This window comes from Blastococcus jejuensis, assembly GCF_039534705.1.
Lineage (GTDB): Bacteria > Actinomycetota > Actinomycetes > Mycobacteriales > Geodermatophilaceae > Blastococcus_B > Blastococcus_B jejuensis.
In genome coordinates, this window is sequence record NZ_BAAAVV010000003.1 from 447,933 (window position 1) to 474,411 (window position 26,479).

19 protein-coding genes and 1 tRNA gene are annotated in these 26,479 nt (G+C 72.3%); 5 read left to right on the top strand and 15 right to left on the bottom strand.

Annotation, left to right across the window (positions count from 1 at the left end; translation table 11 throughout):
- Positions 1-21 precede the first annotated feature (21 nt).
- On the top strand, positions 22-2,991 hold the full coding sequence (locus ABD644_RS09280; RefSeq protein ID WP_344688522.1) for a helix-turn-helix transcriptional regulator: 2,970 nt from the start codon (positions 22-24) through the stop codon (positions 2,989-2,991).
- On the opposite strand, the gene ABD644_RS09285 is transcribed toward ABD644_RS09280, so the two are convergent.
- On the bottom strand, positions 2,967-4,295 hold the full coding sequence (locus ABD644_RS09285) for a methyl-accepting chemotaxis protein (protein WP_344688523.1): 1,329 nt from the start codon (positions 4,293-4,295) through the stop codon (positions 2,967-2,969). The genes ABD644_RS09280 and ABD644_RS09285 overlap by 25 nt on opposite strands.
- 197 nt (positions 4,296-4,492) lie before the next feature.
- Here ABD644_RS09285 and ABD644_RS09290 point away from each other — a divergent pair, with 197 nt between their 5' ends.
- Positions 4,493-4,735, top strand: coding sequence for a hypothetical protein (locus ABD644_RS09290; RefSeq protein ID WP_344688525.1), 243 nt, complete (start codon positions 4,493-4,495; stop codon positions 4,733-4,735).
- Between the two features lie 7 nt (positions 4,736-4,742).
- Here the strand turns inward: ABD644_RS09290 and ABD644_RS09295 are convergent, their stop codons facing one another.
- The 4 genes from ABD644_RS09295 to ABD644_RS09310 form a co-directional block, all read right to left on the bottom strand.
- Positions 4,743-5,027, bottom strand: coding sequence for a ubiquitin-like small modifier protein 1 (locus ABD644_RS09295; protein ID WP_344688526.1), 285 nt, complete (start codon positions 5,025-5,027; stop codon positions 4,743-4,745).
- Positions 5,024-6,109, bottom strand: a complete 1,086-nt coding sequence (locus ABD644_RS09300; RefSeq protein ID WP_344688527.1) for a WD40/YVTN/BNR-like repeat-containing protein — start codon at positions 6,107-6,109, stop codon at positions 5,024-5,026. The genes ABD644_RS09295 and ABD644_RS09300 overlap by 4 nt, the downstream gene beginning before the upstream one ends.
- 114 nt (positions 6,110-6,223) lie before the next feature.
- On the bottom strand, positions 6,224-6,673 hold the full coding sequence (locus tag ABD644_RS09305; protein ID WP_344688529.1) for a hypothetical protein: 450 nt from the start codon (positions 6,671-6,673) through the stop codon (positions 6,224-6,226).
- Between the two features lie 83 nt (positions 6,674-6,756).
- Positions 6,757-7,923, bottom strand: a complete 1,167-nt coding sequence (locus ABD644_RS09310; protein ID WP_344688531.1) for a L,D-transpeptidase — start codon at positions 7,921-7,923, stop codon at positions 6,757-6,759.
- Between the two features lie 197 nt (positions 7,924-8,120).
- Here ABD644_RS09310 and ABD644_RS09315 point away from each other — a divergent pair.
- Positions 8,121-8,196: transfer RNA gene (locus tag ABD644_RS09315), tRNA-Lys, on the top strand.
- 121 nt (positions 8,197-8,317) lie between these two features.
- On the opposite strand, the gene ABD644_RS09320 is transcribed toward ABD644_RS09315, so the two are convergent.
- The 3 genes from ABD644_RS09320 to ABD644_RS09330 form a co-directional block, all read right to left on the bottom strand.
- A complete protein-coding gene (locus ABD644_RS09320) occupies positions 8,318-9,172 on the bottom strand; it encodes a matrixin family metalloprotease (RefSeq protein WP_344688533.1) in 855 nt (284 codons plus the stop codon).
- A 206-nt stretch (positions 9,173-9,378) separates the two neighbouring features.
- A complete protein-coding gene (locus ABD644_RS09325; protein WP_344688534.1) occupies positions 9,379-9,822 on the bottom strand; it encodes a hypothetical protein in 444 nt (147 codons plus the stop codon).
- Complete coding sequence (locus ABD644_RS09330) at positions 9,819-11,030, bottom strand: NucA/NucB deoxyribonuclease domain-containing protein (protein WP_344688535.1); 1,212 nt, start codon at positions 11,028-11,030, stop codon at positions 9,819-9,821. Before ABD644_RS09330 ends, ABD644_RS09325 begins: the two co-directional genes overlap by 4 nt.
- Before the next feature lie 410 nt (positions 11,031-11,440).
- Here ABD644_RS09330 and ABD644_RS09335 point away from each other — a divergent pair, with 410 nt between their 5' ends.
- Positions 11,441-14,404: a DUF4062 domain-containing protein gene (locus tag ABD644_RS09335; protein ID WP_344688536.1), complete on the top strand. Its 2,964-nt coding sequence runs from the start codon at positions 11,441-11,443 to the stop codon at positions 14,402-14,404.
- Between the two features lie 9 nt (positions 14,405-14,413).
- Here the strand turns inward: ABD644_RS09335 and ABD644_RS09340 are convergent, their stop codons facing one another.
- The 6 genes from ABD644_RS09340 to ABD644_RS09365 all read right to left on the bottom strand — a co-directional run bounded on the left by ABD644_RS09340 (position 14,414) and on the right by ABD644_RS09365 (position 22,859).
- The gene (locus ABD644_RS09340) at positions 14,414-14,980 is read right to left on the bottom strand and encodes an SGNH/GDSL hydrolase family protein (RefSeq protein ID WP_344688538.1); all 567 of its coding nucleotides are present in this window, start codon (positions 14,978-14,980) and stop codon (positions 14,414-14,416) included.
- A gap of 41 nt (positions 14,981-15,021) precedes the next feature.
- Positions 15,022-16,848 (bottom strand): potassium channel family protein, encoded by a 1,827-nt coding sequence (locus ABD644_RS09345; RefSeq protein ID WP_344688539.1) that lies wholly within the window; start codon positions 16,846-16,848, stop codon positions 15,022-15,024.
- Positions 16,849-16,860: 12 nt separating this feature from the next.
- On the bottom strand, positions 16,861-17,247 hold the full coding sequence (locus tag ABD644_RS09350; RefSeq protein WP_344688541.1) for a DUF6394 family protein: 387 nt from the start codon (positions 17,245-17,247) through the stop codon (positions 16,861-16,863).
- 154 nt (positions 17,248-17,401) lie between these two features.
- Positions 17,402-18,019 carry a hypothetical protein gene (locus ABD644_RS09355; protein ID WP_344688543.1) on the bottom strand — a complete coding sequence of 206 codons (618 nt, stop codon included), beginning with the start codon at positions 18,017-18,019 and terminating at the stop codon, positions 17,402-17,404.
- Between the two features lie 269 nt (positions 18,020-18,288).
- Positions 18,289-20,928, bottom strand: coding sequence for an ExeM/NucH family extracellular endonuclease (locus ABD644_RS09360; protein WP_344688544.1), 2,640 nt, complete (start codon positions 20,926-20,928; stop codon positions 18,289-18,291).
- Positions 20,929-21,065: 137 nt separating this feature from the next.
- Positions 21,066-22,859, bottom strand: a complete 1,794-nt coding sequence (locus ABD644_RS09365) for a bifunctional metallophosphatase/5'-nucleotidase (protein WP_344688545.1) — start codon at positions 22,857-22,859, stop codon at positions 21,066-21,068.
- Positions 22,860-23,144: 285 nt separating this feature from the next.
- Between ABD644_RS09365 and ABD644_RS09370 the strand changes: the two genes are divergently transcribed.
- The gene (locus ABD644_RS09370; protein WP_344688546.1) at positions 23,145-25,349 is read left to right on the top strand and encodes a CocE/NonD family hydrolase; all 2,205 of its coding nucleotides are present in this window, start codon (positions 23,145-23,147) and stop codon (positions 25,347-25,349) included.
- A 127-nt stretch (positions 25,350-25,476) separates the two neighbouring features.
- Here the strand turns inward: ABD644_RS09370 and ABD644_RS09375 are convergent, their stop codons facing one another.
- A complete protein-coding gene (locus ABD644_RS09375; RefSeq protein ID WP_344688548.1) occupies positions 25,477-26,394 on the bottom strand; it encodes an ABC transporter substrate-binding protein in 918 nt (305 codons plus the stop codon).
- Between the last annotated feature and the right edge of the window lie 85 nt (positions 26,395-26,479).

The following is a 26,479-nucleotide window of genomic DNA, read 5'->3' on the forward strand; positions in this document are numbered from 1 at the left end:
AACGGCGGATAGTGGGGCGCCGTGGCGGTCCTGACCCGCGTCTCCAGCCCCGCCCTGATCGGGCGGGGCGAGGAGCTGACGGAGCTGCGACGGGTGCTCGGGGAGGTCCTCGCCGGCGGCAGCGCGTGCGCCGTCGTCGCCGGCGAGGCCGGCCTCGGCAAGACCCGGCTGGTCCGCGAGCTGCTCGGCGGAGCGGGCGACGTGGAGCTGCTCACCGGCGGCTGCGTCGAGGTCGGCTCCGACGTGCTCCCCTACGCCCCGTTCGTCGATGTGCTCTCCGACCTCGCCGCGAGGGAGGGCGCGGCGGCGGTCCGCGCGCTGGGTGGCGCCACCGGCAACGAGCTCGCCCGGCTGCTGCCCGACGTCGACGACGCGCCCGACGTCACCGCAGCGAGCACCAGCCGGCTCTACTCGGCCCTCCGTTCCCTGCTCAGCGGCCTGGCGGCACGACGCCCGCTCCTGCTGCTCGTGGAAGACCTGCACTGGTCGGACCGGGCCACCCGCGACCTCCTCGCGCTCCTGGCCCACCGACTCCCCCCGCGCACGCTGCTGCTGCTCACCGCCCGCACCGACGAGGCCGACGAGGAGCACGCCGTCCCCCGGTTCCTGGCCCAGCTGGCGGCGGCGGGCGCGCACCGCGTCGAGCTACGGCCGTTCACCCGCGCCGAGCAGGCGCTGCAGCTGAGCGGGATCGTCGGCGTCCCCCCGACGCCGGCCCGGCTGGACCAGGTCTACGCCCGGGCCGAGGGAAACCCGTTCTTCGCCGAGGAGCTGATCGCGCTCGGCGCTGCCGACGTCGTGCCGGTGACGGTCCGCGACCTGCTGGAGGCCCGCGTGCACGCGCTGCCGCCCGGGACGCGCCGGGTCGTGCGTGCGGCGGCCGCTGCGGGACGGCGGGTGGAGCACGCGCTGCTGGCACGGGCGGTGGACCTGGACGACGCGGCGCTGGACGACGCCCTGCGCCATGCGCTCGACCGGCACGTCCTCGTGACCGACGGCCGCGCGTACGTGTTCCGGCACGCGCTGCTGCACGAGACGGTCGCCGCGTCCCTGCTGCCCGGCGAGCGTGCCCGCGTGCACCGCCGGCTGGCCGAGGCGCTGGCCGCCACGCCGTCCCTCGCCGAGAGCCGGCACGGCCTCGCCGGGCGCATCGCCCACCACTGGCTCGCGGCCGGGGACGAGGCGCGCGGCCGCCGCGCGTCGTTCGCGGCCGCCCGAGAGGCCGCCCGGACCCTCGCGTTCGCCGAGGCGCTCACGCACTACGAGCGGGTGATCGCGCTGCCCGGCGACGACGAAGACCTGCCCGTGCCGCGGTACCGGCTGCTCTGGGACGCGGCGGAGGTGGCGCACCTGTTCGGGGCCGCCCGGCGGGCCGCCGACCTCGTCCAGCAGGCCATCGGCTGCGTCGACCCCGCCGAACGGCACCACCACGCCTACCTGCACGAGCGGCTCGGCCGCTACCTCTGGATGGCGGCCGAGGGCGAGCACGCGCTCACGGCCTACCGCCGCGCCGTCGACCTGGTGCCCGAGGACCCGGTGACCCACTGGCAGGCCGCGATCATCAGCGGCTACTCGCAGGTGCTCATGCTCTCCGGGCGGTTCGACGAGGCCCGCGCGCAGGCGGAGCTGGCCATCGACCTGGCCCGACAGGTACCCGACGGCCGGGCGACCGAGGGGCACGCCCGCAACAACCTCGGGGTGGCGCTGGCTCACCTCGGCGAGGTGGACCGCGGCATCGAGGAGCTACGCGCCGCGGCGCGGATCGCCCGCGAGGGCTCCGACGACGTGGACGACGTCGCGCGGGCGGTGGTGAACCTCGCTGCCGTGCTGTTCGACGCCGGCCGCTTCCCCGAGTCGCTCGCGGTCGCGCTCGGCGGCATCGCCACCGTCGAGCAGCTGGGGCTGCAGCGGCGCAAGGGCATCTGGTGCCGCTGCGACGCGGTGGACTCGCTCCTCGTGCTCGGCCGGTCCGACGAGGCCGAGTATCTGCTGCGCGAGGCCTTCGCCCTCCATCCGGAGGGCATCGACGCGGTGCGCGCGCACGGCATGCGGGGCGCCCTCGCGCTGCGGCGCGGGCGGCTCGACGAGGCGCGCAGCGAGTTGCTGAGCGCCCGCCGGCTGGGCCGGCACGTCGTCGACGGGCACCTCGTCCTGCCGGTGGTCCGGGCGCTGCTGGAGACCCTGCGCTGGCGCGGCGAGTGGCCCGCTGCGCTGGACCTGGCCGCGGAGGTGCGCCGGCGGACGTGGTCGGACGGCGACGCCGCCTACCTCGTCCCGGTCCTCGCGGCCGCCGCGGGAGCGGCCGCCGACGGCGCGGTCGCCGGCCAGCGGGCGCACCGGGCCGCCGAGGAACGCCGGTGGTGCGCGGTGGCCGGCGAGCTCGTCGCCGCCGCCGAAGGTGCCACGCAGCGACCGGAGTTCCTGCTGGCTCCTGCCACCGCCGCCCTCGCGGTCGCCCGCGCCGAACTGTCCCGCGCGACCGGCCAGGACGGCGCCCGGGCGTGGTCGGACGCGGCCGGCGCGTGGCAGGACCTGGGCGACGTCTACCAGGCCGGGTGCGCCCGGCTGCGCGAGGCCGAGTGCCTGCTGGCCGACCGCCGACGCGCAGCGGCGGCGGTCGCGCTGCGCGCCGCGCACGGGGCGGCCATCGCCGCCCGGGCCCGGCACCTGCTGCGCGCCGTGGAGGCGACGGCGGCACGGGCCCGCCTCCCGCTGGAGGACCGCCCGACCGACGGGGTCGCGCCGTTCGGGCTCAGCGCCCGGGAGTCCGACGTGCTGTGCCTGGTCGCGCGGGGCCGGACGGACCGGCAGATCGGTGCGGAGCTGTTCATCAGCCACCGGACGGTGGAGCGCCACGTCTCCAACATCCTGGCCAAGCTCGACGCGCACACGCGTGCCGAGATCGTCGCGATCGCGCACCGGCACGGGCTGGTCGCACCCGAGCCGCGGCGGCCGGTCCGGGGCGGTCAGACCCCCGCGACGATGCGCTGAAGATCGGCCGCCATGCGGGTCGCCTCCCGCGAGGCGCCGACGATGGCTTCCTGCGCCTGGGCGGTCGACGCGCTCTGCTCCTCGACGGCGGCGGCGATGGTGCCCTGCGCCTCGACCACGCCCTGGATGACCTCCTGCACGTGGGCGAGGGCGGTGCCCGCGGCGTCGACCTCGCCACGGACGGCGTCGACGACGGTGCGGATGCGCTCGGTGGCCTTGGCGGTCTCCGAGGCGAGGTCCTTGACCTCCCCCGCGACGACGGCGAAGCCCTTGCCCGCCTCCCCGGCGCGGGCCGACTCGATGGTCGCGTTGAGCGCCAGCAGGTTGGTCTGGTCGGCGATCGTGGAAATGCTGCCGGCGATCTGGTCGATCTCGGTCATGGTGGCGGCGAGGCGCTCCACGGTCGCGGCGCTCTCCCGCGAGCCGGCGCTGGCCTCGGTGGCCGTCGTCGACGCGTGGCTGGCGGCGCCGGAGATCTCGGTGATCGCCGCGCGCAGGCCGGTCATCACCTCGGTGGCGGTGCCGACGTTCGCGTCGAGCCGGCGGCCGGCCTCGACCAGCTCGGAGAGCTGCTGCTCGAGCAGGGCCGCCCGTTCCTCGCGCTGGGCGAGCGCAGCGGCGGAGTTCTCGGCGGTCCGTGCGCGCTCCTCGGCGAGCTCGGCCTGGGCCCGGGCCTGCGCGGCGGCCTGCTCCTCGGCCCGGGCCTGCTCCGCCCGGCGGGCGCGGTCGGCGGTCTCGGTGAACTTCCAGCCGTAGGCGAGGAAGAAGGCCTCGGCGAGCAGGAAGACCGCGTGCAGCAGGGCGAACAGGATCGGGTTGGCCTGCGCCTCGTGGGTGGAGAACACCGATTCGGGCATCAGCAGGCTCATCGTTGCGTGGTGCACCGCCACGAAGGCGACGGCCAGCAGGAACGGCGTCCATGCCTGGTAGAGCGCGACCAGCGCGAGCAGTGCGTAGAACCAGATGTGCAGGTCGGTCAGGCCACCACCCACGTGCACGAGGACGTCGGCGCCGATCATGAGCCCGAGGCTGACGGCACTGGCCCGCACGACCTGGGAGCGCGCGGCCTGGCCGACGACCAGCGCGAGGACGATCACCGCGAGCTGCCCCCACAGCAGCCAGCCGCCGACGCCGCGCACCACGCCGAGCGCGGCCAGCGCCGGCGGGTGCAGCAGGAGGACGGCGGAGATGATGCGGTGCCGCGTGACGAAGCTGCGCTCGTCGAGTCGCACGCCGCGCGGGACGGCGGCCCAGAAGCCGGTGGAGGGCTGCGGGGACTGCGTCGTCCCGATCGATGTCGTCACCCTGTGTTGATCGGCAGCCCGCGGGCGATGTTGACCACAACCTGGAGTCGGTCCACCTCCGATACGCACGGGTTCCCGAAGGCCCCGAGCGCTCGCAGGCCGCCCCGCAGTGACGGGCGGGGCGACTGGGGCGGGTGCGCCTGACACGCCTGCCGATGTGCTGGCGCCTCGGCCGGGACCCTCGGACCCTGACGAGCATGACCAGCGTCTACGCCTACGGCACGGCCCACGCGGTCGTGATGGTCGGCTCGTACGGCGCCGAGGGCCTCAAGCCTCGGCAGATCGGCCCCGCGCACGCCACGATCGGCCGGGTCAACGGGCAGAGCCGAAAGGCACTGTGCGGCGCCTACGTCTCCATCGACGAGCAGCTCCCCTGGCCGCCCGAGGGGTACGTGGACCAGCAGCTGTGCCCGCAGTGCGCCGAACTCGCCGCCCTCTGACCCCCGCTCACCCGCCGGCGACCGACGGCAGCACCTGCACGACGGCACCGTCGGGCACCGCCGTCGCCACCCCCCGGTCGAACCGCACGTCCTCCCCGTCGACGTAGACGTTCACGAACCGCCGCAGCTGGCCGGTCTCGTCGCGGATGCGCCGGTCGAGCAGCGGCCGCCCCACCGCCAGCCCGTCGAGCACGGTGGTCACGGTCGCCGACCCGTCGACGTCGACGTCGACGTGCCGGGTTCCGCCGGCCAGGTCGGCCAGCGAACCCGGCAGCACGACCTGGACCGTCACGGGATCCGCGCCGCGCGGACGGTGAGGACGTCGGGCAGGTGGGCGGCCACCAGCGTGAAGCTGTCGCCCTCGTCGGCGCTGGCGTAGACGCAGCCGTCGCGGGTGCCGAAGCAGATGCCGGTGGGGTCGCCCTCGTCGACGCAGAAGGCATCGCGCATGACCGCCGTCCAGGCGGCGTCGGGCAGGGCGCCGGCGCCCAGCTCGGTCCAGGTCTCCCCCGCGTCGCGGGTGCGGTGCACCCGCAGCCGGCCCTGCGGCGGCACCCGCTGCATGTCGGCCACCAGCGGGATCACCCACGCGGTACCGGGCGTGCGGGGCGAGGCGACGATCGGGAAGCCGAAATCGGCCGGCAGCCCGGCCGCGATCGACGACCAGCTGCCGCCGGCGTCGTCGGACCGGTACACCCCGCCGTGGTTCTGGGCGTAGAGCCGGTCGGGGCCCGACGCGTCGACGGCGACCTTGTGCACGCACTGCCCGTACTCGGGCTGAGGATCGGGCATGAACTCGGCGCCGATCCCCTTGTTGCGCGGCTCCCAGGAGGCGCCGCGGTCCTCGCTGACGTAGACCCCGCCGGTGCTCATCGCGATCGTCACCCGGTCCGAGGCCGGATCGGGCAGCACGGTGTGCACGGCAGCGCCGCCGCCGCCGGGCTGCCAGGTGGGGCGGTGCGGGTGGTCCCACAGGCCGCGGACCAGCTCGAAGCTGCTCCCGCCGTCGGTGCTCTGCCACAGCGAGTGCGGTTCGCAGCCGGCCCAGACCACGTCGGGGCGGTCCGCGGAGTCGGGGCGGAGCTGCCAGACCCGCGCGAGGGCGGCGCCGGCGTCCTCGGGGAAGCGGATGGCGCCGTGGTCGGTCTCCTGCCAGCTGCCGCCGAGGTCGTCGGACGACATCACCGACGGCCCCCAGTGGCCGTACTGGATGCCGGCCAGGATCCGCGGGGTGGGCCGCCGCGTGTCGATGGAGACGGCCGCGACCTCCTGGGCGAGCAGGTGCGGGCCGTCGACCGTCCAGGTGCGGCGGTCGTCGTCACTGCGGGCGAGCCACAGTCCCTTGCGCGTTCCGATGGCCAGCAGGTCGCTCATGGTGCCCCTCCGAGGTCGACGGCTCGACGTGGGGGCGACCGTAGGACCCGGGACCGACAGGATCGAGCCCCGGCGACGCCCCCACGTACTGGAGACCGTTCGGAGCGGCGGAACTCAGCGGCGCGTGGCACCCTCGCCGCCGGGTTGGTCGGGGTATTCGGTCTGATGACCGGTCCCGTCGAACCGGCGGGTGCCGTCGGCAGGGTGCTGCTGCTCGCGGGCAGCGAGGTCGGGCGCGAGCTTCTCGGCCTTGGCGCGCAACTCCGACGCGGCCGCCTGCTCCTCGTCGGCCCGGGCCGCGCGCTCGCGGGCATCCTGCTCCGCCAGAGCGGCCCGCTCCTCGACCTCGGCCCGCTCCCGCCGGGCGCGCGCGGCCTGCTCCTCGGCGAGGGCCTGCTCCTTCGCGGCCTGCGCGCCCCGGACCTGGGCCTCCTGCAGGTGCTCGCGCGCCTGCTCGCGCTTGCGAACCTGGGCGACGCGCGAGCGACGGGACAGGGCCAGCGCGACGAGCAGCAGCACGACGACGGCGATGACGACGATCAGGACGATGAGCCAGGTGTCCACGACGAACCCCTTTCACGACCCCGTGGACCACCGGTGCCCTCGACCCGCCGCACGGAAACTTTCCGGGACGCAGAGCGAGCGGCTCACTTCAGCGCGCTACCGGCCTGCCACTCGTCCCACGGGATCGCCCAGTCGTAGATGTCGCCGTCGGCGGCCGAGAGGGTGGGGCCGATCGAGTTGCGGATCTCGACGACGTCGCCCGGCTGCGAGAAGTTGAAGAACCATGCCGCCCGGTCGGTGGAGAGGTTGATGCAGCCGTGCGAGACGTTCTCGCGGCCCTGCTGCGCGACCGACCACGGGGCGGCGTGCACGAACTCGCCGTTGTTGGACAGCCGGACGGCGTACTCGACCGGGGTGCGGTACCCGTTGGGGCTGTCGACCGGCACCCCGTAGGTGCTCGAGTCCATGACCCGGTCGCGGTTGAGCTCGGTGACCACGTGCGGCCCGTTGCGGCTCGGGAAGTCCGGCCCGCCGGCGCTCATCGGGAAGGTCTGGACCAGCTGGTCGCCGTCGTAGACCTGCAGCGTGTGGTTGCCGGCGTCGGCGATCGAGACGTGCCGCTCGCCGATCGTGAAGGACACGCGGCGGTTCTTCTCGCCCCAGATGCCGTCGCCGAAGTCGACGCCGTACAGGTTGGCGTCGAGCGTGACGTCGGTGTTCTCCGGCCAGTACTCCGACGGGCGGAAGTGCACCTCGGAGTCCGACAGCCAGCTCCACACGCCGTCGGTGGGGTTCGAGGAGGTCACCAGGAGGTGGCTCTCGACCGCGGCCTTGTCGGTGACGGCTTCGTCGAAGTAGACGCGGATCGGGAGTCCGACCCCGACGACCATGCCGTCGAGCGGGCCGATCGACGGCGTGGACAGCGTGGCCGGCGTCACGGTCGTGAAGGTCGTCGACGCCGTCGCCTCCTCGTCGTCGGCGTTGGCGGCGACCGCGGTCAGGGTGTAGCTGGTGCCGTAGGCCAGCGGCGTCTCCGGCGTCCACACCTCGGTGCCCGGGGCGTCGGCCGACTCGGCGACCTCGCCGGCCACCGCGGCGCCCGAGCCGTCGACGACGGTCACCTCGGCGAGCTCGCCGTCGGTCACGGTGATCTCCAGCGGCTCGACCGGTGACACGTCCGCGGCCCCGTCGGCCGGTGCCACGGTGACGGTCGCCGGGTCCGCCGCCGCCGCCGTCGTCTGCTCCGCCGTCTGCCTCGGGTCGTCCCCGCTGCATCCCGCCAGGAACAGCAGCGCACCAGCAGCGATCACCGCCGTCGTCCGTCGCACTCCCACGACCCCCTCAGCCAGCCCCCCGCACCCCCGGATGGGCACATCGCCCCCAGTGTCCACGTTCGGACGACGAATCCGGCTGTCCACGGTGCAATGAGGGTCACCATGGGTACTCCGCTCCGGCCGCGCGGGCGCTGGTATCGTTCTCCCTCGTTGCCTCGCACGCGGGACGACACGCGCCATTAGCTCAATTGGCAGAGCAGCTGACTCTTAATCAGCGGGTTCGGGGTTCGAGTCCCTGATGGCGCACCACCCTCGACCAGCGGCTTCGTCCTGACGGACGGGGCCGCTTCGTCGTCCCGGCCCTTCCCCGAGCTCGTCAGGTGCACGTGTGGGCACCCCGCGCAGGCCGCCGTCGACCGGCTTCGATCCCCTAGCGAGGTCCGTACACGGTGTTCATCCCTGTCCAGTCACCCCGCCCCAGCGTCCGCTGGAAGGTGGAGCACGCGGTCAGGTAGGGATTCATCGTCTGCTGACGGTGATCAGCTGCCGGATCGGGAGTGTGGCCGAGTCCGAATGCGTGGCCCCACTCATGGGTCATCAGTGCCATGACGTCGTACGAGTTCTCACAGGCCGACGTCGGCAGCGCGGCGAGATAGGAGTGCTTGTTGCCGATCTTGATGTCGGCCTCGATGATCTCCTCATAGCCTGGCAGGTCGAGCAGGAAGTCGTACCGACAGGTCAGCCCGAGGTGATCAGCGTTGTTGATGCTGCCCCAGTCCACGACGTTGACCCCGTCGAGACCGTTGCAGGTGGAGTCCGAGCTGATGTTCGACCGCGCCGTCGTGTTGCCCAGATAGGTCTGAGAGGCGCGGAACCCTCCAGCGAGCCCGCAGTCGTTGTACCCGGCGAGGAGATTGACCACCGCCGAGGTGACCCCCCGCTCGTGGTACAGCGCCGCCGGCGAACCGACGGTCGGATCGGTGTCGCTGTTGTAGTACCAGAGGCGGTCGTCCGACTCCTTGGACCCATAGCTGGTGAACGACCGGTCGCTGCACGCCGCCTGCCCGCCGACCATGTCCTGCGTGATGATCCCGGCCTGGTCGGGCGCATTCTCCGGGCCGAGCACCGATAGCAGGCCGGTGACGCGTCCGTCCGTCTCGTGTCGGACCTGGAGGACGACTTCGCCGTCGACCTCGAGGGCGTGGATGGAAGTGGCCTGACCGGCCGGCGGGACGCGGACCCCCACGCCTTCCCCGGTCACGAGCCGCCCGGTGAGATCGCACATCGGGGAGATGAGCGGCAGAGTCGTCACGGCGAGGGTCGCCCCGTCCATGCAGGGGTCCTCGGCGGCGGACCCGGTCGACGCTGCCGCCGGTTCGACAGCGAGAGCCAGCAGCGCGCAGACGGCCAGGGCGACGCGTCGACGACAACGGTGGGCAGACATGCGGTTTCGCCACCTCTCGGGCTCGGGGGGCCTTCTCGTGGGGTCTGCTAGCGGCTCGGCTGCTCGGGCCAGACCTGGATGAGGTAGTCCTCGGTCGGTGTGTCGACGAAGCGGCCGGGGGCGGTGTCCCTCCCCCTCGCGTACACCCGCAGTCGGTATTCCCCCGGCCCTGACGTGAGGACGCCGATCTGCGGGACCGGGTCCTCGAACAGCGGCGTCACCCGAACGCTGCCCGTGGGGGCGGCGAACACGATCTCGGCCACCTCGTCCCACGCCGCCGTCTCCGGCGGTGGTGGCGTCGCGGACACCTGCGCCCGTACGTGCACCGGGCCGGCGCTGATCCCGCAGAGCACCGCTGCTCCCCCGTTGATCAGCGGGACGGCGAGCCCACCCACGTTGTCACCGATCTCCGGGACGACGTCGTAGTCGGTCAGCTGGAAGATCGCGTGGGAGATGGCGAAGACGGCCTCGTACTCCTGTGGCTCCGTCATGGGGTGATCTCGACCATGAACGGATCGGCGTTGATGACCCGGTTGCGGGTGTAGAACCCGCCGAGGTCCGCCCCTGCGTTCCGGTTCTGGTCGAGGTTGACCGAGCAGATGCTGTAGCCGCTGGATCCCGTCGACGGGTTGACGATGACGTAGTAGCAGCCGGCCTGCGTGCGGGCCGTGCCCCCGCCGGTGTAGGCACCCTCGTAGGTGCTCCGGAACGGGTACTCGTCACAGCTGCTCCCGGCCGGAGCCAGTGGTGCCGGAGGCGGCGACCCGCACGCGGTGCTGCCGTTCTTGGTGGTCAGGGTGCTGTTGGTCAATCGGTGGAGGAAGGACCGGGCCGAGGCCGAACCTGGCAGCCCGGACGCCTGCGCCTGCTGGATGTGTGCCGCCACCTGGGCGCGGGAGCCGCTGCGCGAGTACTGCATGGTCGGGACGAACTGGTCGAAGGCGCAGCCGGTGTTGATGGTTCCGGGCATGGCGTTGTCGCACCGGATCCGCGGCGCGGTGATGGAGCCCTCCGTGCTGGTGCCGTTGGACCCGGTGAAGTGGTAGTAGGTGGTCGCGCTGCTGTGCGCGATCGCGCCGGATGTCGTCGCCGTCGTGGTGTTCAGGGCCGTGGCGTAGGCCTGGCGACCGACGGTGGCCGGCTGGCTGGGGAAGTCGAGAGTGTTGACGTAGCAGTTGCCTGTGCAGCTCGCTCGTCCCGAGATGGTCTGCGGCAGGGTCTGGCCCACACCGGTCGCTGCGTGGAAATCCCACTGGACCTGGTGCATGAAGTTCACCGACGTGTTGGACGAGTAGATGTAATCGACGACACCGTATTCGAGGGTTCCCACGATGGCGCCGGTGCGCGTGTCGATGAAGTTGAGTCTGTTGAGCCACACACCGCACATCCAGAAACGCGTCATCGTGTAATAGCCCTGCGTACCGCAGTTGCTGGGCGGTGGGATCGGCCCCCCGGCGGTCGTCTTCGGGAGCGCCACCCCCGGCTCGGCGGTGATGCAGGCGGCGAGGTCGCGTCCCGCCTGGATCGCGTCGGCGATGAGGGCCGGGACATCACTGCAGGTCGACCACGCGACCATCGGCACCCGAACGGCCTCCACCCCCGGATCGAGCGCGATCGGAGCAGGAACGGCCGGATCGACCGGCGCAGCGGAGGTGCTCGGTGCGGCGAACGGCGAGAGGAGTACCAGCAGAACGGCCATCACCGTTCCTGCCCGGACAGCACGAAGCCGAGAAGTGCTCATAGGGGACATCCCTTGGAGGAAAGCGAATGAGGACGTTCGTGCGACCCGGGTGACGTGCGCTCGGTAAACGACGGTGTTCCGGCGGGGTTACTACCGCAGCGCGGGCCAGAAGCGTCGGTCCTCAAGGCGTCACGCCGGACCACTCCCCGATACGTCCCCGGCGTGACTCTTGATCAGCGGGTTCGGGGTTCGAGTCCCTGATGGCGCACCCTCCAGCTCGTCGTGGCCCGGCCGTCCGCCGCGCGGCGAGCGGTCCCATCCGGCTCCGGTCCGTGCCACGATGTCGCGCCCGAACTCCAGTGGTTCCGAGGGATCGCAGCGTGAACGGACGACGGATCCGGACCCCCGATCAGCGTCTCCGTGTCTTCGTGTCCTCGACCCTCGGTGAGTTGGCGCAGGAGCGCGCGACGGTCCGGGACGCGGTGCAGCAGCTCCGGCTGACCCCGATCATGTTCGAGCTGGGGGCGCGGCCCCACCCGCCGCAGGCGTTGTACCGCTCCTACCTCGAGCAGTCCGACGTCTTCATCGGCATCTACTGGCAGAGCTACGGCTGGGTGGCTCCCGACATGAGCATCTCCGGCCTGGAGGACGAGTACGTCCGGTCCGCGGGCATGCCCCGGCTCGTCTACGTCAAGCGCCCGGCGCCCGACATCCAGCCGGGCCTGGTGGCGCTCATCGGGCGCCTCAAGGACGAGGACAGCGCGTCGTACAAGTCCTTCCGCGACCCCGCCGAACTGCACGACCTGGTCCTCGATGACCTCGCGGTCCTGCTCACCGAGCGGTTCGACGCCGTCGATGAGGGGGCGGCGGCTCCGGAGGACGTGCCGACGAACCTGCCCGTCCACCCCTCGTCGTTCATCGGCCGGGAGGCGCTGCGCGGCGAGCTGCGCGGCCTCCTCCGGTCCCGCGACGTCCGCCTGGTGACGCTGACCGGCCCGGGTGGGGCCGGCAAGACCCGGTTGGCCCTCGAGGTGTCCGCCGACGTCGTCCCCGACTTCGCGGACGGCGTGTTCTTCGTGGATCTGAGCGCGGAGCACGAGCCGGACGAGGTCTTCGCCGCCATCGTTCGTGCGGTGCCCCTCCCGGGAACGACCGAGGACCCACCCCGCGAAGCGCTCGCGCGCGGCCTGCGCAATGCCCGGATGCTGCTGGTGCTCGACAACTTCGAGCAGGTGACGGACGCGGCCACCGGCGTCAGCGAGCTGCTCCAGCGCTGTCCCCACCTCACGGTGTTGGTCACCAGCAGGGAGTTCCTGCGGGTGCGCGGTGAGATCCGCGTCGCGGTCCCGCCCCTGTCGCTCCCCGAGCCGACGACGACGCTCGCCGGCGCCCGGGGGTCCGAGGCCGTCCGCCTGTTCGTCGACCGAGCCGCCGCCCTGGTGCCGGGATTCGCCTTGACCGACGAGAACGTCACCGACGTGGCCGCGATCTGCGCGCTGCTCGACGGCCTGCCCCTGGCCATCGAGCTCGCCGCGGCACGGGTGAACCTCTTCGCCGCCCACGAGCTGCGCGCCCGCCTCGAGAAGCGGCTCGACGAGCTCCGGGGCGGACCGCGCGACCTCCCGGAGCGGCAGCGGACGCTCCGCCGGACGATCGAGTGGAGCACCGAGCTGCTCCGCGACGCGGACCGGGCCGCCCTGGCCGCGCTGTCGGTGTTCAGCGGTGCACGCATCTCCGACGTGGAAGCGGTCATGGAGCGCGTGAGCGCCCTCGGCGATCTCGACGTGGTGGAGTGCCTGGGCTCACTGCTCGACAAGAACCTGCTGCTCAACGCCCTGTCCGGCGACGGCCGGCCCCGTCTGGCGATGCTCCGGACCATTCGCGGGTACGCGGCCGAGCAGCTCGACTCCCGACCCGACGTCGCGGAAGCCGTCCGTCGCGCCCACGCGGAGCACTACACCGACCTGGCCCGCCAGTGGCAGGGCTGCTTCGGCCCCGCCGATCGCGACGACGTGCTCGCGACGCTGTCGGTGGAGCTGGGCAACCTCCGGGCCGCCTGGTCCTACTGGGTGAGCGCGGGCGACATCGTCGGGCTCAACGACCTGCTGGAGACGTTGTGGGGTTACTACGACCAGCAGGGCAACTACCGGGAGGCGGTGGAGCTGGGCAACGACCTCCTCGGCGTCCTCGCCCTCCAGCCGGAGACGCCCGAGCGGGTCCGCGACGAGATCGCCGTGCAGACGAGCCTGGCCCGGTCGATGATCGCCGTCCGCGGCTACACCGCCGAGGTCGAGCGCAGCATCCGGATCGCCATCGATCGATCCGACGCCGTGGAGCACGCTCGCCAGCGCTTCTCGGTGCTGCGGTCCCTGGCGACGCTGCACATCCTCCGGGCCGACATCGCCAGCGGCGATGTCGTGGGGCGTGAGCTGCTGGCCCTCGCCGAGCAGCAACGCGAGCCCGCGCTGCTGGCCGACGCGCACCTGGTCCTCGGCGTCACCGCGATGGGTCGCGACATCGCCGAGAGCCTGCGGCACCTCGACGAGTCGATCGAGCAGTGCGACGCCCAGCGCACGTCTCAGGTCCAGTTCCGCGTCGGCCCGAGCCCCGGCGTGGTCGCCCACCTCGTCTCCGGGCTCCTGCTGTGGCACACCGGCTTCCCCGATCGCGCCCGGCTGCGCATCGATCGGGGTATCGAGGTGGCCGCGGAGATCGGGCACCCCTACTCCGCGGCCTACGCGTGGTTCCACGGGTCGCTCGCGGCGCTGTGGCAGCGGGACCTGGGCCGCGTGGCCCAGCACGCCGAGGAGATCCTGCGCATCGCCGAGGCACACGACTACCCCGTCTGGCGGGCGCTCGCGTTCATCCTGCGCGGGACCGCGTGGATCGGGTCCGGCCGGCACGACGACGGGCTCGCCGAGGTCGAGCGGGGCTTCTCCCTGTACGCGGGACTGTCGACGCCGCCGGTGTTCTGGGGCGAACTGCTCGCCGTCCGAGCCGCCGGGTGCCTGATGGCCGGCCGGCTCGACCACGCCTCCGACCTCGTGGCGGAGGCCGCGGCCGCGATCTGGGACGGCGACCCCGTCGAGGCCGATCTCGAGATCCTCCGGGGCGACCTGCTCCTCGCCTCCCCGGCCCCCGACAGCGCCGCAGCGGAGGTCGCGTTCGAGCGCGCTGCGGCGATCGCCGGCGAGCGCGGCGCGCGGATCAGCCACCTCGTCGCGGCGACGCGACTCGCGGAGCTCCGACGAGGAACTCCTCGTGCCCGCGAGGCACACGCCGTGCTGCAGGACGTCTACGACAGCTTCACCGAGGGGTTCGGCATCCCGCAGCTCGTGGCCGCCCGCGCCCTCCTCGACGGCGGTCCGGCGACGACGCCTGTCGAGAGCTGAACGGCCGGATCAGCCGGCCAGGACGTGCGCCCGGATCGCGGCGCCGATCACCGCCGCCGCGGCGTCGGTCGGGTGCACCCCGTCCCACGACATCCCGTCGGCGAACCGGTCTCCGGACCGGATCCCGGCCATCGCGTCCACGAACTCCCAGCCCTCGTCCGCGGCGAACAATCGGAGCAGGTCGTTGTAGCCGGTCGCGAGGCCCGGCGCGTAGTCGATGGGCGGGATCGTCGACACGACGACCCGCGCGACGCCGACGGTGCCCGCGATGCTGCGCAGGTTGGCCGCGCACGTCGGGAACGGGAGCCCCCTGGCGACGTCGTTGGTCCCGGCCAGGATCACCAGCACGTCGGCGGGGATCCGCCAGGCCCCGCGGGCCATCTGCGACGTCAGCGCTCCGGACACCGCCCAGCCACCGGCGAACCGGAGGTCGTCGCCGACGGCGTGACTCACCCACGACCCGGGCCCCAGCAGGCCGGCGGAGAAGTCGCGGCTGTCGGCCTCGCTGATCGAGTCCCCCACGACGGCGAGGGCGATCGAGGGGACCGCCGGATCACCGGCGGGGGCCGCGGCCATGCGCGGCAAGATAGTCGCCGGCGCACGTCTCCGGACCCGCGTCAGCGACGGCCCGCCCCATCGACGGCGGCGGCCGGTCGGTCCGGGGTCAGCTTCCGCCAGATCCAGCTCGAGGGCGTCCGCCGTCCCGACGTCACGTACTCGCGGACGGCGTCGACGAACAGGATCGTGCCGAGCGCGCGGCGCGCGGCCGGCCAGCCGGCGATGAGCAACTCGTCCCCCGCCGCGAGCTCGAAGTCGTCGTCGGGCGCGAGCGTCGTGTCCGAACCCCGCAGCACGAGCAGCACCACGGCGTGCAACGGCTCGTCCCGGTTCTCGGGGTTGCGCAGCAGGTCGCCGATGCGCACCCGGCCCTCCCCCAGGCACGACACCAGCGCGGGCGCCTCGTCGCGGGTCAGGCGCACCTTCCACAGCGACTGCAACTTCTCCCCGCACAGCCCGCCGAGCCGGTCGATGAGTTCCTGCGCCCAGGCGTCCCCGCGCTCGGGCATCTCGCGCAGGAACCGCCACAGCAGCGGCGTGGACAGCTGGGCATAGATCTCGTGCGCGATCACCTCGCTGGGGACGAGCAGCGCGTCGAGGTCCATGGCCGCGAACAGCGGGGCGCTCGCGGCCCGGTTCTGGCGGGCGCCGAGGAACAGCCGGGGGTTCGCCCGGCGGGCGGCCGCGACGAGCGAGAGGTTGGTGGTGTCGTTGTCGGTGCCGGCGACGAAGCCGACCGCCCGGTCGAGGTCGGCCTGCGCCATCACCCACGGGTCCGAACCGTCGCCGACCAGCAGGCCCTCGTCGTCCGGATCGTCCGGATCGGGGTCGATCACCGTGACCTCGAGGCCTTCCGCGCGCAGGTCGGCCGTGAGCTCCTGCCCGAGGCGGCCGTACCCGCACACCACCCAGCGACCACTGCGCGGTGGGTCCCCGCGCGGGGGAAGCGGCTCCCCGGGACCGCTCTCCAACCAGGTCAGCAGCTGGTAGGAGGCCGGGGCCTTGAGCGCGAGGCGCAGGTGGTCGCCGAAGCGGTCGAACGGGTTGACCAGGCTCGGGTTGCCGAACTCCTGCATGCGCTGGGCGAGGCTGCGCGAGGTGACGCGGGCGACGACCGGGACGTCGGGGCGCAGCAGCGCGGCCGCCATGACGACGGCCAGGTTGGCCTCCTCGTCGTCGGTCAGCGCGACGACGGCCTCGCACGAGGGATGGTCGAGCCCGGCCACCGCGAGGGTCCCGGGATCGCGGACGTCGGCGGCCAGACCGGGCACGTCGGCGAAGTAGGAGTCCAGTTCCAGCCCGTCGATCCGCTCGGCGGAGTCGTCCAGGACGACGAAGCGGCGCCCCAACCGGTCCAGCGAATGACCGAGCAGTTCGCCCGTGCGCCCGTAGCCGGCGATGAGCACGAACGGCCCGCCGAGGCGGGCCACCTTGCGGGTGAAGTGCTGCAGCGCCAGCGCCTGGCGGAACGCGCGGTCCTGGAGGAGCGCCAGCAACGACCCGATGGCGTACGCCCACCCGATCACCGTGAGGTAGATCGAGATGGTCACCCACATCCGCTGGTTGTAGGTGAACGGGTACGGGATCTCGCCGAAGCCGATCGTCGAGGCGGTGTAGCTCATGACGTAGAAGGCGTCGAAGAAGCCCATGCGCCAGGGGCGGCCCTGCGCGTCCTCGCCCGGGATGAGCGTCAGCCCGAGCACGCTCACGGCGAAGATGACGATCAGCACGATCAGCGGGGCGCGCATCCGGCGCAGGACCAGGAAGATCGACGCCGACGCCCGGGCGGCCGAGGCCGCGGCCACCCGCACGGTGGCCCGGTGGGGCCGCCGCTCCTCGTCCCGCCGCAGCAGGTCGACGAGGAAGGCGAGCAGGGGGTTGCTCATGACGCCCTCCGGTCAGCCGCGGTGGAAGGACACCGTCTCGACGACCAGCAGCACGACGGAGATGATGTTGGCCAGGAGGGCGCCGCCGGAGAGCGAGACGACGCTGGCCGTCCACGAGGCGGTCATGCCCGCGGTGGAGACGTAGGTCGCGTAGCCGAACAGCAGCGCGGCGCCGATGAGCTGGAGGTCGGCGACCAGGCTGGTCGCCAGGTGCACCGCGCCGATCTGCGTGCGGTCCCCGAACTTCAGCACGGTCGCGATCAGGTTGACCACGACCGCCGCGAACAGTTCGTACGGGTTGTGCAGCTCCGGATCGGAGATGTCGCCGATGAAGAAGCCGAAGTTCAGCGTCGCGGCGAGCACGACGAAGAAACCGAAGACCACCTTCTCCAGGTTCACCCGGCCCGCCTTTCCTCGGTCAGGCCTGATCATGGCGGTCAGCGCCGGGTTCGGCGCGCCGTCCACCGGGACGGGTGACGTCGCCGGCCCCCGAACACGGCAGAGCGGCCCCGTCCCCCCCAGGAACGAGGCCGCTCCGCGGCTCAGGTGGGCGTCAGCGAGCGGCGCCGGCCCGCTGGGTGCCCAGGAACGTGAAGTCGAGGGAACTGGTGGCTCCTTCGAAGGCGTCGCCGGAGGCGGTCGACGGGAGCGCCGCCGTCAGGAGGAGGTGGTCGACACCGCCGGCCGCGAGGCTGGCCGCACCCGCGAGGGCCCGGTCCGAGGCCACGATCGGGCCGGAGTAGAAGGTGTTCTGGGTGCCGGCGCACGAGAAGTCGGCGGCCCAGGAGACCGAGCAGGACGTCACGGTCAGCTGCAGGCCGTTGACCGTGTCGGTGTCGAGGATGCTCGAGGCGGTGGCCCGCGACGTCATGGTCAGCGAGCTCAGCGCCGCGTTGCCGTCGTTGACGAGGTCCACGCGGTAGCTGCGCGAGTCCCCGGCGAGGAACAGCCCGCCGCCGAACGGCATGGCCAGCGAGTCACCGGCGTCGGCGACGTTGATCGAGAGGACGCCGGTGTCGACCGTGGTGTCGACCGGGGCGCTGCTGGTCGTGAAGCTGCCGAAGGTGCCGAGGCCGGCGATCGTCGCGGCCACGCCCAGGACACCGACGGTGCCGACGATGCGGGCTGCGGTGGCGTGGCGGCTGCGCGCCACGCGGGTCTGACTGGTCACGGTTGCGGTCTCCCTGGCTCGCTCCCGGCGGTGGTTCCGCTGGGGACGGACCCACCGTGGGCCCCCAACCGCAGGCAGTCCGCGAGGGAACCGCAAGGAACCCGCAAGAAGTTCGGACACGAACGAGACGATGCGGTACCAGAACCCCTGGTGCCCGGAAGCCGCGAGGAGGACGCTCCCCGCGTCGGCCGTGACCCCGCCGACGACGGCGGCCCCCGGCCTGCCGGAGCAGGACGGGGGCCGCCGGTCGTGCGGGTGCGCCGGTCAGGTCACCGGCGGCCCGGAGGGACGGTGCCGTTCGGCGTCGTGACCGTGACGTCGGCCTCGTCCACCGACGTCGACGTCCCGTCGTTCACCTGCACGGCCACCGTGTGGTGGCCGGGCGGGCGGTTGCCGCGGAAGGACGCCGTCGGACCGGTCGCGTCGTCGAACGCGCCGTCCCCGTCGAGGTCCCACGCGTACGTGAGCAGGTCACCGTTGCCGTCCGAACCCTCAGCCTCGAGCTGCACGGTCTTCCCGACCCGCGTGGTGTACGGCCCACCCGCATCGGCGACCGGGGCCAGGTTCAGGTCCAGGCCGACGAGGACGGGGTCGTGGTCGGACGAGGCGAACGCGTCCTCCGAGTACAGCGCCTCCTGGTTGAAGTCGTTGTAGTCGTACGCCGGGGCCTCCGCACTGTTGATGTGCCAGATGTCGACGCCGGTGAGGCCGCCGGCCAGACCCGGAGACGCGAAGACGTAGTCGAGCGTCCCGAACTCGCCGTCGAAGCTGTAGCTGTACCTGTCCTCGACGGGCAGGGTGGCGGCTGCGCTCACGTAACCGGCCCGCTCCAGGACACCGATGGGCTCCTCCGTCTCGTAGGAGTTGAAGTCACCGAGCAGGAGCGCATCCTCGGCCCCGAGTGCGTCGACGAGTTCCACGAGGGCGGCGGACTGCCGCTCCCGCAGGTCGTCACAGTTGCCGCCGAGCGGGTCGGGCTCGCCGCACTGTTCGTTGGTCGACCCCTTGGACTTCAGGTGGTTGACCACCACGGTGAACTCCCGCTGGTCGCCCACCGGCACGAATGTCTGCACGGCCGGCGGCCGGTCGAAGACCGGCTCCGCCGGGTAGTCCTCGTCGACCGGGTTCAGCAGCGCAGCGTCGCTGGGCGGATCACCGAGCGTCGAGACGACATCCGCCCGGTAGATGATCGCCGTGCGGATCGCGTCCGTGCCGTACGTCCCGCCGAGCGACGTGGGGTCGTTGAGCCTCGGGGCCACGACGGCGGTGTAGTGATCGGCCGGGTCGGACTGCGCGCCATTGAGCAGATCGACGAGCCTGCTCAGCGCAGCGCCGTCGTCGTTGGCGATCTCGATGAGACCCACCACGTCGGCATCGAGGGCCGTGATGGCGCTGACCAGCTTGCTCTCCTGGCGCTGCAGTTCTACTGCGTTGTTCGCGCCCCGGTTCTGGCCGCCGAAGCGGGTGAAGTAGTTCAGCACGTTGAACGACGCCACCTGGATCTCGCCGCCGACCGCGTCGGGCGCGGCAGGGCGCGGGTTCAGTGATGCGAAGGCCGCTTCAGTACCGACCACAGGCTCGACCCGGTACTCACCGAAGCCGAACCCGAGGACACCGGTCACGTCCTCGGCGAGCCGGTCCCCGGCTCGAGGCAGCCTCCCGTCCTCGACGGTGTAGGGAAGCTCGTCGAGGTTCTGCCACGACATGCCGTCGTCCAGCAGGATGACGTCCCGCTCGTTCGCCTCGTCCTGTTCCAGCGAGCTGGGGATCCGGAGAACCTCGTTGGTGGTCAGCCCGACCTCCCCGTACCTGCCCAAGGTGTACAGATCGGTGGCCACCAGACCGGCGGGCACCGTGACGCGCATGCCTTCCAGGTGCTCGCGGCCGTCCACGCCGTCCACGGTCGGGGCGAAGGGCAGATGCAGGCCCACGGGCAACGGCAGCGACGGTGCCGTGCCCGTCACGGTGACGACGGCGCCGCCGAGCTGCGTCTCGCTGCCGGGGTAGCCGCCATCGACGTACTCCTCCACCCAACCGGTCACTCGGACGGTCTGGCCGACCTCGACGGCGGTGGCGTTGTCGTAGACGCGGATCCCCTCGCTCGTGGCCTGGTCGCCGTCCGGCGCGAGACTCTGCACGTAGATGCCACCGAACTGGCCCTGGCCCTGGAAGTCGCCGACGACGACGCCGTCAACAGAGACCTTCCGGTACACCAGGGGGCTCTCCGCACCGGCGCCCTGCACCTCGGCGATCGACGCCTCTCGCGCCGTGTCGTCGCAGGCGAACGTGGGGCTGGCACTGTTCCGCGGCGCGGGAGCGACCCGGCCGAAGTCCACGACGTTGTTGTCCGTCTCGGCGCAACCGGCCCCGCGCCGCAGCGCGGCGGTCGTCGCGGAGAGCGCAGACAGCGGGGTGCCCTCCGCCTGGTTGGCGGAGCCGTATCCGACGAGGTCGATCAGCGTGGCCGGGGAGCTGTACCGCGCCGTGCCGTTGACCAGGGCGACCTTGCCGTTGGAGCCCGACAGCTCGGTCCCGCCGGTCGCGTCGGCTGATGGGAGGGCGGTCGTGCCGCCGCTGCCGCGAGCGAGCTGCACCAAGAAGTAGCCCCCGGCGGGCACCGTCGCGCTGGGCAGCGTCGTGATCAGGCCCGCATTGGAGCCGATGGCACCGGATGCGCTGCCGTACTGGACGGAGAGTCCGCTGGTGGAGATGGGCGTCGTGCCGCGGTTGTACAGCTCGACGAAGTCGTGGGTGAACGTGGCGCCGGAGTTGCCGCCGCCGCCGTAGACCTGGCTGATCACCAGGCCGGTGGAGGGGGCCGCGTTGGCTGCGGTGACGGGGATGGTGGCGAGCAGGCCCGCGCTGAGTGTGGTCAGCGCGACCCCGGCCACCGTGCGACGGATGCGCATGGAGGTCCTCGTGCGAGAAGGGAAAGGGCAGGGCGAAGCAGGGGCCACGAGAATCGAGTGCCCCACGAACTGGTCAGGGTGAGAAGAGGTGGGGCCCGCCCCTCCGGGCGGAAGGACGGGCCCCGGTGACGCAGGGGTTACGGCTGGCCGACGACGCTGATGCGGTCGAGCGGCGGGGCGACGATCCCGGGGTTGGCCGCGATGTACTGGATCAGCGCGGCCAGGTCGTCCTCGGGGTCCACGACGTTGACCCGCTCGGTCCCGGCAAGCAGGGTCGAGAAGCTGTCACCGCCGTCGGCGAGGAAGTTGTTGACCGTGATCCGGTACTCCGTGGTGGGGACGACCGCCGTGCCGCCGATCTTCACCGTCGAGTCCACGACGCGGCTGCCGGTGCAGGGGTCTGCCGACGACCCGAGGGCGCCGGCCGGGTCGACCGTGTAGCGCAGCGTCGACGACGGCTGCAGCACGGTCCCGAGCACGAACTGCTGCTCGAGCACGCACTGGAGCTGCGCCCCGGTGAGCGTGATGGTCGACAAGTAGTTGCCGAAGGGCTGCACCGTGAACGCCTCGCCGTAGGTCACCTGACCGGTGTCGAGGCCGCCCCGGACTCCGCCCGGATTCATGAGCGCAGCGACCGCATCACCGCTGGTGGCGGCGAGCTGGCCGTCGGCGATGAGGTTGCCCATGGGCGACTCGCCCCGCTGAGTGCCGAACAGGGTCTCCTGGCTGCTGCTGATCGCGCCGCCGACGGTTCCGACAGGCTGATTGGCGATCGGGTCCACGAGCTTCTTGTAGAGCGCGATCAGCTCCGTCTGGTCGGCGTCCGGTGTGACCGTGCGCACGACGGGCACGTTGTCCGCGACGGCGGAACGCACATCACCGGTGCGCGGGTCGAGCTGCAGGTCGATGTCGGTGACCAGGCGTCCGATCGAGGCGCCGCTGGTGACCAGCCGCCCCTTCGTCGTGCTCGAACTGGGGACGAAGCGACCGTTGACCTCGCGGCAGTTGTAGGCCTGGTGCGTGTGCCCCGTGATGACCACATCGATGGCTCGCGACATCTGCGGGACGATCCCGGTGACGGGACCGGTGAGCTGGTTGCAGCCGTCGACGTCGGTGGCACTGGTCTGGACGCCGCCCTCGTGCATCAGCACGACGATCGCCTCGACGCCCTGCTGCTGCAGTTCCCGGGCATACCGGTTGGCGGTCTCCGCCTCGTCGGCGAAGTCGAGTCCGGCGACGCCGGAAGGCGTGACGACGCCCGGGGTGCCCTCCAGGGTCATGCCGATGAAGCCGACCTTGATGCCCTGCACCTCGTGGACGGCGTACGGCGGGAGCAGCGTCTCGCCCGAGTCCTCGTAGAACGCGTTGGCCGACAGGTAGTCCCAATCGGCGCCCTGGAACGTGTGGTCAGGGCAGCTCTCCAGCTCGAGCTCCCCCTCGAGGCAGCCGCCGTTCTGCATGCGCAGCAGCTCCTCGGGGCCCTCGTCGAACTCGTGGTTCCCGACGCTCGCGTAGTCCAGGCCCATGAGGTTGAGCGCCTCGATGGCCGGCTCGTCGTGGTAGGCGGCCGACAGGAGCGGCGACGCGCCGATCAGGTCACCGGCGGCGACGGTCAGGGTGTTGGGCTCCTGGCTCTGGCCCTCGAGCTGCTTGATCTGGGTGGCCAGGTACGCGGCGCCACCGAACGCGGGGCCGCCGTCCCGCGGAGCCGCGTAGCCGGGCAGGCCGCTGGACGAGCTGGTCGGCGACGACGGCTCGAGCTGGCCGTGGAAGTCGTTGATCGCGAGGAGCTGGAGCGGGACGGCCGGGGCGTGCGGGTGCGGCTTCTTGGGCGCGGCACCGGCGGGCGAGGCGCCGGCGATCAGCGTCGCGGTGAGCGCCGCGATGCCGAGACCGGCTGCGAACGCCCTGCGGGCAGGGAGAGACGTCATGAAGTGAGGGCTCCTACGTTGGGTGCGGACCTGCCCGCAGCCCATCAGCGCGGCGTGACCGCGAGACGTCGCGAACGTCAACTGATGGTTATGGCTCGGTGACCGAGCGCGTTCTGAGGGCACGCAGATCACACATCGAGATCGCCCAGAAGTCCACCCTTTGTGGTGACGAAATCACGATGCGTGAGCTTTCAAGAACTCCTGCCCCACTCGACCCCGACGAGCGTGACCTCAGGGGCGATGCGTCGTTTCCTCGGCAACTGGTCCTGTCCCGGGAGGAACACGATGACCGCGCCCACACACCCCCGCCGGTGGCTCCCCCGAGCCCTCGGGCTCAGCCTCGCCGTCGCCCTCGCCGTCTCGCTCCCGCAGACCGCGCTGGCGGCACCCCGGGACGACAACCCCGGCCGCGGTCACGCCAACCGGCCCTCCCCCGCCGAGCCGGCCCAGGCGTTCGACTACACCCAGGTCCAGGGCCTCACGACCGACCGCTACGGGACGGTCGAGGAGACCCTGTCGCTGCCGATGGCCGACGGCACCGAGGTCTACATCGAGGTCACCCGCCCCGCCGACGACGCCGGCCAGCCGCTCGACGGCCAGTGGCCGGTCATCCTCGAGGCCAGCCCGTACCACGGCACGCTGGCCGACCGGGAGGGCCGGCGGATCCTCCCCGACCCCCGCGACGAGGACGGCACCTCGCTCGGGCTGACCGGCTACTTCGTGCCCAAGGGCTACGCCGTCGTGATGATGGACCTGCGGGGCACGGGCAAGAGCGACGGCTGCCTGGACCACCTCGGCGCCAAGGACGCGCAGGACCTGAAGGACGTCGTCGAGTGGGCCGCCTCCCAGCCCTGGTCCAACGGCCGGGTCGGCATGACCGGGCACTCCTACGTCGGCTCCACACCGTCGCTCGCCGCGGCCATGCAGCCCGAAGGCCTGGCGACGATCGTGCCCAGCGCCGGCATGGCCACCATGTACGACCACCAGTTCCAGGCCGGTGTCCCCTACTTCCTGCAGTGGGCCGGCCCCATGGAGGCCTACGAGCAGATCGCGCTCGAGCGGGACCTGCCCGGCGGTGAGCACTTCGGCGAGAAGCCCGAGGAGACCGGCTGCGGGCTGCCCAACAGCTCGCTGACCGCGGGCGAGGCCCAGCTGTCGGGCCAGTACACCGCCTGGCACGGGGAGCGCGACTGGCGCGAGGCCGCGACGGCCGCCGACGTCCCGGTCTTCATGGTCCACGGCGTCAACGACAACGCCGCCCGCGTCGCCGGCATGCAGTGGTTCACCGACCGCGGCGGCCGCGAGGGCGACAAGATCTGGCTGGGCCAGTGGGACCACGGCTCCGGCTGCTGCCCGACCCGCCGCGGCATCCAGTGGACCTACGCGCTGCACGCGTGGTTCGACCACCACCTCGCCCAGCGCGACGTCGAGACCGGCCCCGCCGCCGAGCTGTTCCTCTCCGACGGCACCTTCGAGGGCGGCCGCACCGGTGACCGCAGCCAGATCCTGACCGACTCGCAGTGGCCGACCAGCACCGAGCAGAGCCTGACCCTCTACCCGTCGTCCGACGGGAGCCTGGGGACGACGGCGCCGGTGACGCCGGGCTCGGTCAGCTTCAGCGGCGACCCGACCGGCTTCACCGACCCGCAGGCAACCGGCGGCGTCGACTTCGCCACCGCCCCCATGACCGAGGACACCGTGCTCGCCGGCGTCCCGGTGCTGGACCTGGTCGCGTCGGTGACCGCGCCCCGCATGCACCTGATCGGCACCGTCTACGACGAGGGCCCCGACGGTGACCGGCGCCGGATCAGCCAGTTCGCCATCAACCCCGAGCTCCGGGTGGGCGTCGCGACGCCGAAGCCGGTGATCCCCGGCGTGCTGATGGACATGCAGCCGCCCGGCTTCGCGATGGCGCACGACCTGCGCGAGGGCCACCGGCTGGTGCTGCGGTTCACGACGTCGGACCCCGACAAGGTGCCGACCTTCGCCGTCGACCCGCGGGTGACCATCGCGACGGGGCCGGGCGGCACCGTCCTCCAGGTGCCGGTGGTCGGCTCCCCCGCCCTCGCCGACGACACCGTCCCCTTCGACCTCGACGGCGAGCCGACGGTCGGCCCGGCGCAGCCGGAGGAGACGGCGTCGGTCACCCCGGCCGCCGGCGGGCCGGAGCGCACGCCGGTCACGGTCGCCTACCACGAGTTCGACGTGCAGGAGGGCTTCGACAACGCCGCCCTGCTGGTCAGCGCCGTGCCGAGCATGTCGGCCGACATCGACCTGTACCTGCAGCGGCAGAACGCCGACGGGACGTGGAGCGCCGACCTGGCCTCGGGCGGCAGCAGCAGCCTGACCGAGGAGCAGCTGCGGCTGGCCAATCCGGAACCGGGCCGCTACCGCCTCGAGGTGCACAACTGGGCGGGCCTGCCGGGCACCCGGGTCGACCTGACGCTGACCTACCTCAACACCGCAGGCGAGCCCGGCCCGGCAGCCTGAGCCGGGCGCCGCGACCCGTCGAGGGTCCCCTCCGGGGCAGGGAGGGGCCCCTCGGCGTCCAGCGGGTGACCGCATGACGATGGGGACGGGCCACCTGGCCCGTCCCATCGTCTCGCCCCGGCCTAGGTCACGGTCCTTCGGCGGGCCGGCGGTCCACGCCGGCGTCCTCCTGCGCGGCCCAGAGGACGTCGAGGTCCACGTACTTCGTCCAGTCGGTGCCGGAGGGAACCTGCTCGCCCTCCACAGCGCGCTCGACCATGGCCTCCATGTCCTCGAGCTCGAACCCGGCGTCGGGGCTCTGCTGGCCCAGCTCCGGCTCGTAGGACCGCTCCAGCTCGGTGGTGTCGAAGCCGTTGTCGGCCATGATCTGCAGGACCTCGTCCTTGTTGGCCGGGTCCGAGTACCACTGCTTGGTCTTGATGAGCCCGGCGAGGAACGCCTGCGCCGTCGCCTCGTTCTCGCTCAGGAACGCCTCCGTCGTGACGAAGCCGTCCTGGGGCGCCGCCCGCAGGTCCTGGTAGAGGAACGAACCGCCCGCGTCCTCCAGCGGAGCGATGTGGCGGGCGAAGAGCATCGCGCCGTCCAGTTGCTCGCCGAGGACGGCCGCCAGCCAGGCGTCCGACCCCGGGTTGGTGGGCACGATCTCGACGTCGTCCTCGGACAGGCCGATCTCGCCGAGCACGAAGCGGAGGTTGGCCTCGTTGGCACTCCCCGCCGGTCCGGCCGTCACCTGACCGCCCCGGAGATCCTCCGGCGACTCGATGCCCGGCCGGACCCCGAGCTGCAGCAGCTCGTTGTCGCGCAGCGTGCCCATGAACCTCAGCTCCTCCCCCGATGCCTCCCCGGCGGCGAACCAGTCCAGCGTCGCCCCGTGCGAGATGTCGACCGAATCGCTGATCAGTGCGGACACGAACTGGTCACCGGTGACGGTGACCTCCACGTTCTCGATGCCGAACTCCGCGAAGAATCCCTTCTCCTGGCCGACGTACAGCGGCATGTTCGTCATGAAGTTCTCGGAGTCCACGCCCACGGCGAGCGTCGACATGACCTCGCCGCCACCGTCGTCACCCGCCGATTCGTCACCGTCCCCCGACCCGCAGGCGGCCAGGACCAGCGAGACCGCTGAGATG

Coding starts and splice junctions, on each gene's coding strand:
- ABD644_RS09290 (WP_344688525.1), top strand. CDS start 4,493: ATGACCAGCGTCTACGCCTACGGCACGGCCCACGCGGTCGTGATGGTC.
- ABD644_RS09300 (WP_344688527.1), bottom strand. CDS start 6,109: ATGAGCGACCTGCTGGCCATCGGAACGCGCAAGGGACTGTGGCTCGCC.
- ABD644_RS09320 (WP_344688533.1), bottom strand. CDS start 9,172: ATGTGCGATCTCACCGGGCGGCTCGTGACCGGGGAAGGCGTGGGGGTC.
- ABD644_RS09325 (WP_344688534.1), bottom strand. CDS start 9,822: ATGACGGAGCCACAGGAGTACGAGGCCGTCTTCGCCATCTCCCACGCG.
- ABD644_RS09330 (WP_344688535.1), bottom strand. CDS start 11,030: ATGGCCGTTCTGCTGGTACTCCTCTCGCCGTTCGCCGCACCGAGCACC.
- ABD644_RS09340 (WP_344688538.1), bottom strand. CDS start 14,980: ATGGCCGCGGCCCCCGCCGGTGATCCGGCGGTCCCCTCGATCGCCCTC.
- ABD644_RS09345 (WP_344688539.1), bottom strand. CDS start 16,848: ATGAGCAACCCCCTGCTCGCCTTCCTCGTCGACCTGCTGCGGCGGGAC.
- ABD644_RS09360 (WP_344688544.1), bottom strand. CDS start 20,928: ATGCGCATCCGTCGCACGGTGGCCGGGGTCGCGCTGACCACACTCAGC.
- ABD644_RS09365 (WP_344688545.1), bottom strand. CDS start 22,859: ATGACGTCTCTCCCTGCCCGCAGGGCGTTCGCAGCCGGTCTCGGCATC.
- ABD644_RS09370 (WP_344688546.1), top strand. CDS start 23,145: ATGACCGCGCCCACACACCCCCGCCGGTGGCTCCCCCGAGCCCTCGGG.
- ABD644_RS09375 (WP_344688548.1), bottom strand. CDS start 26,394: ATGTCGACGCTCGCCGTGGGCGTGGACTCCGAGAACTTCATGACGAAC.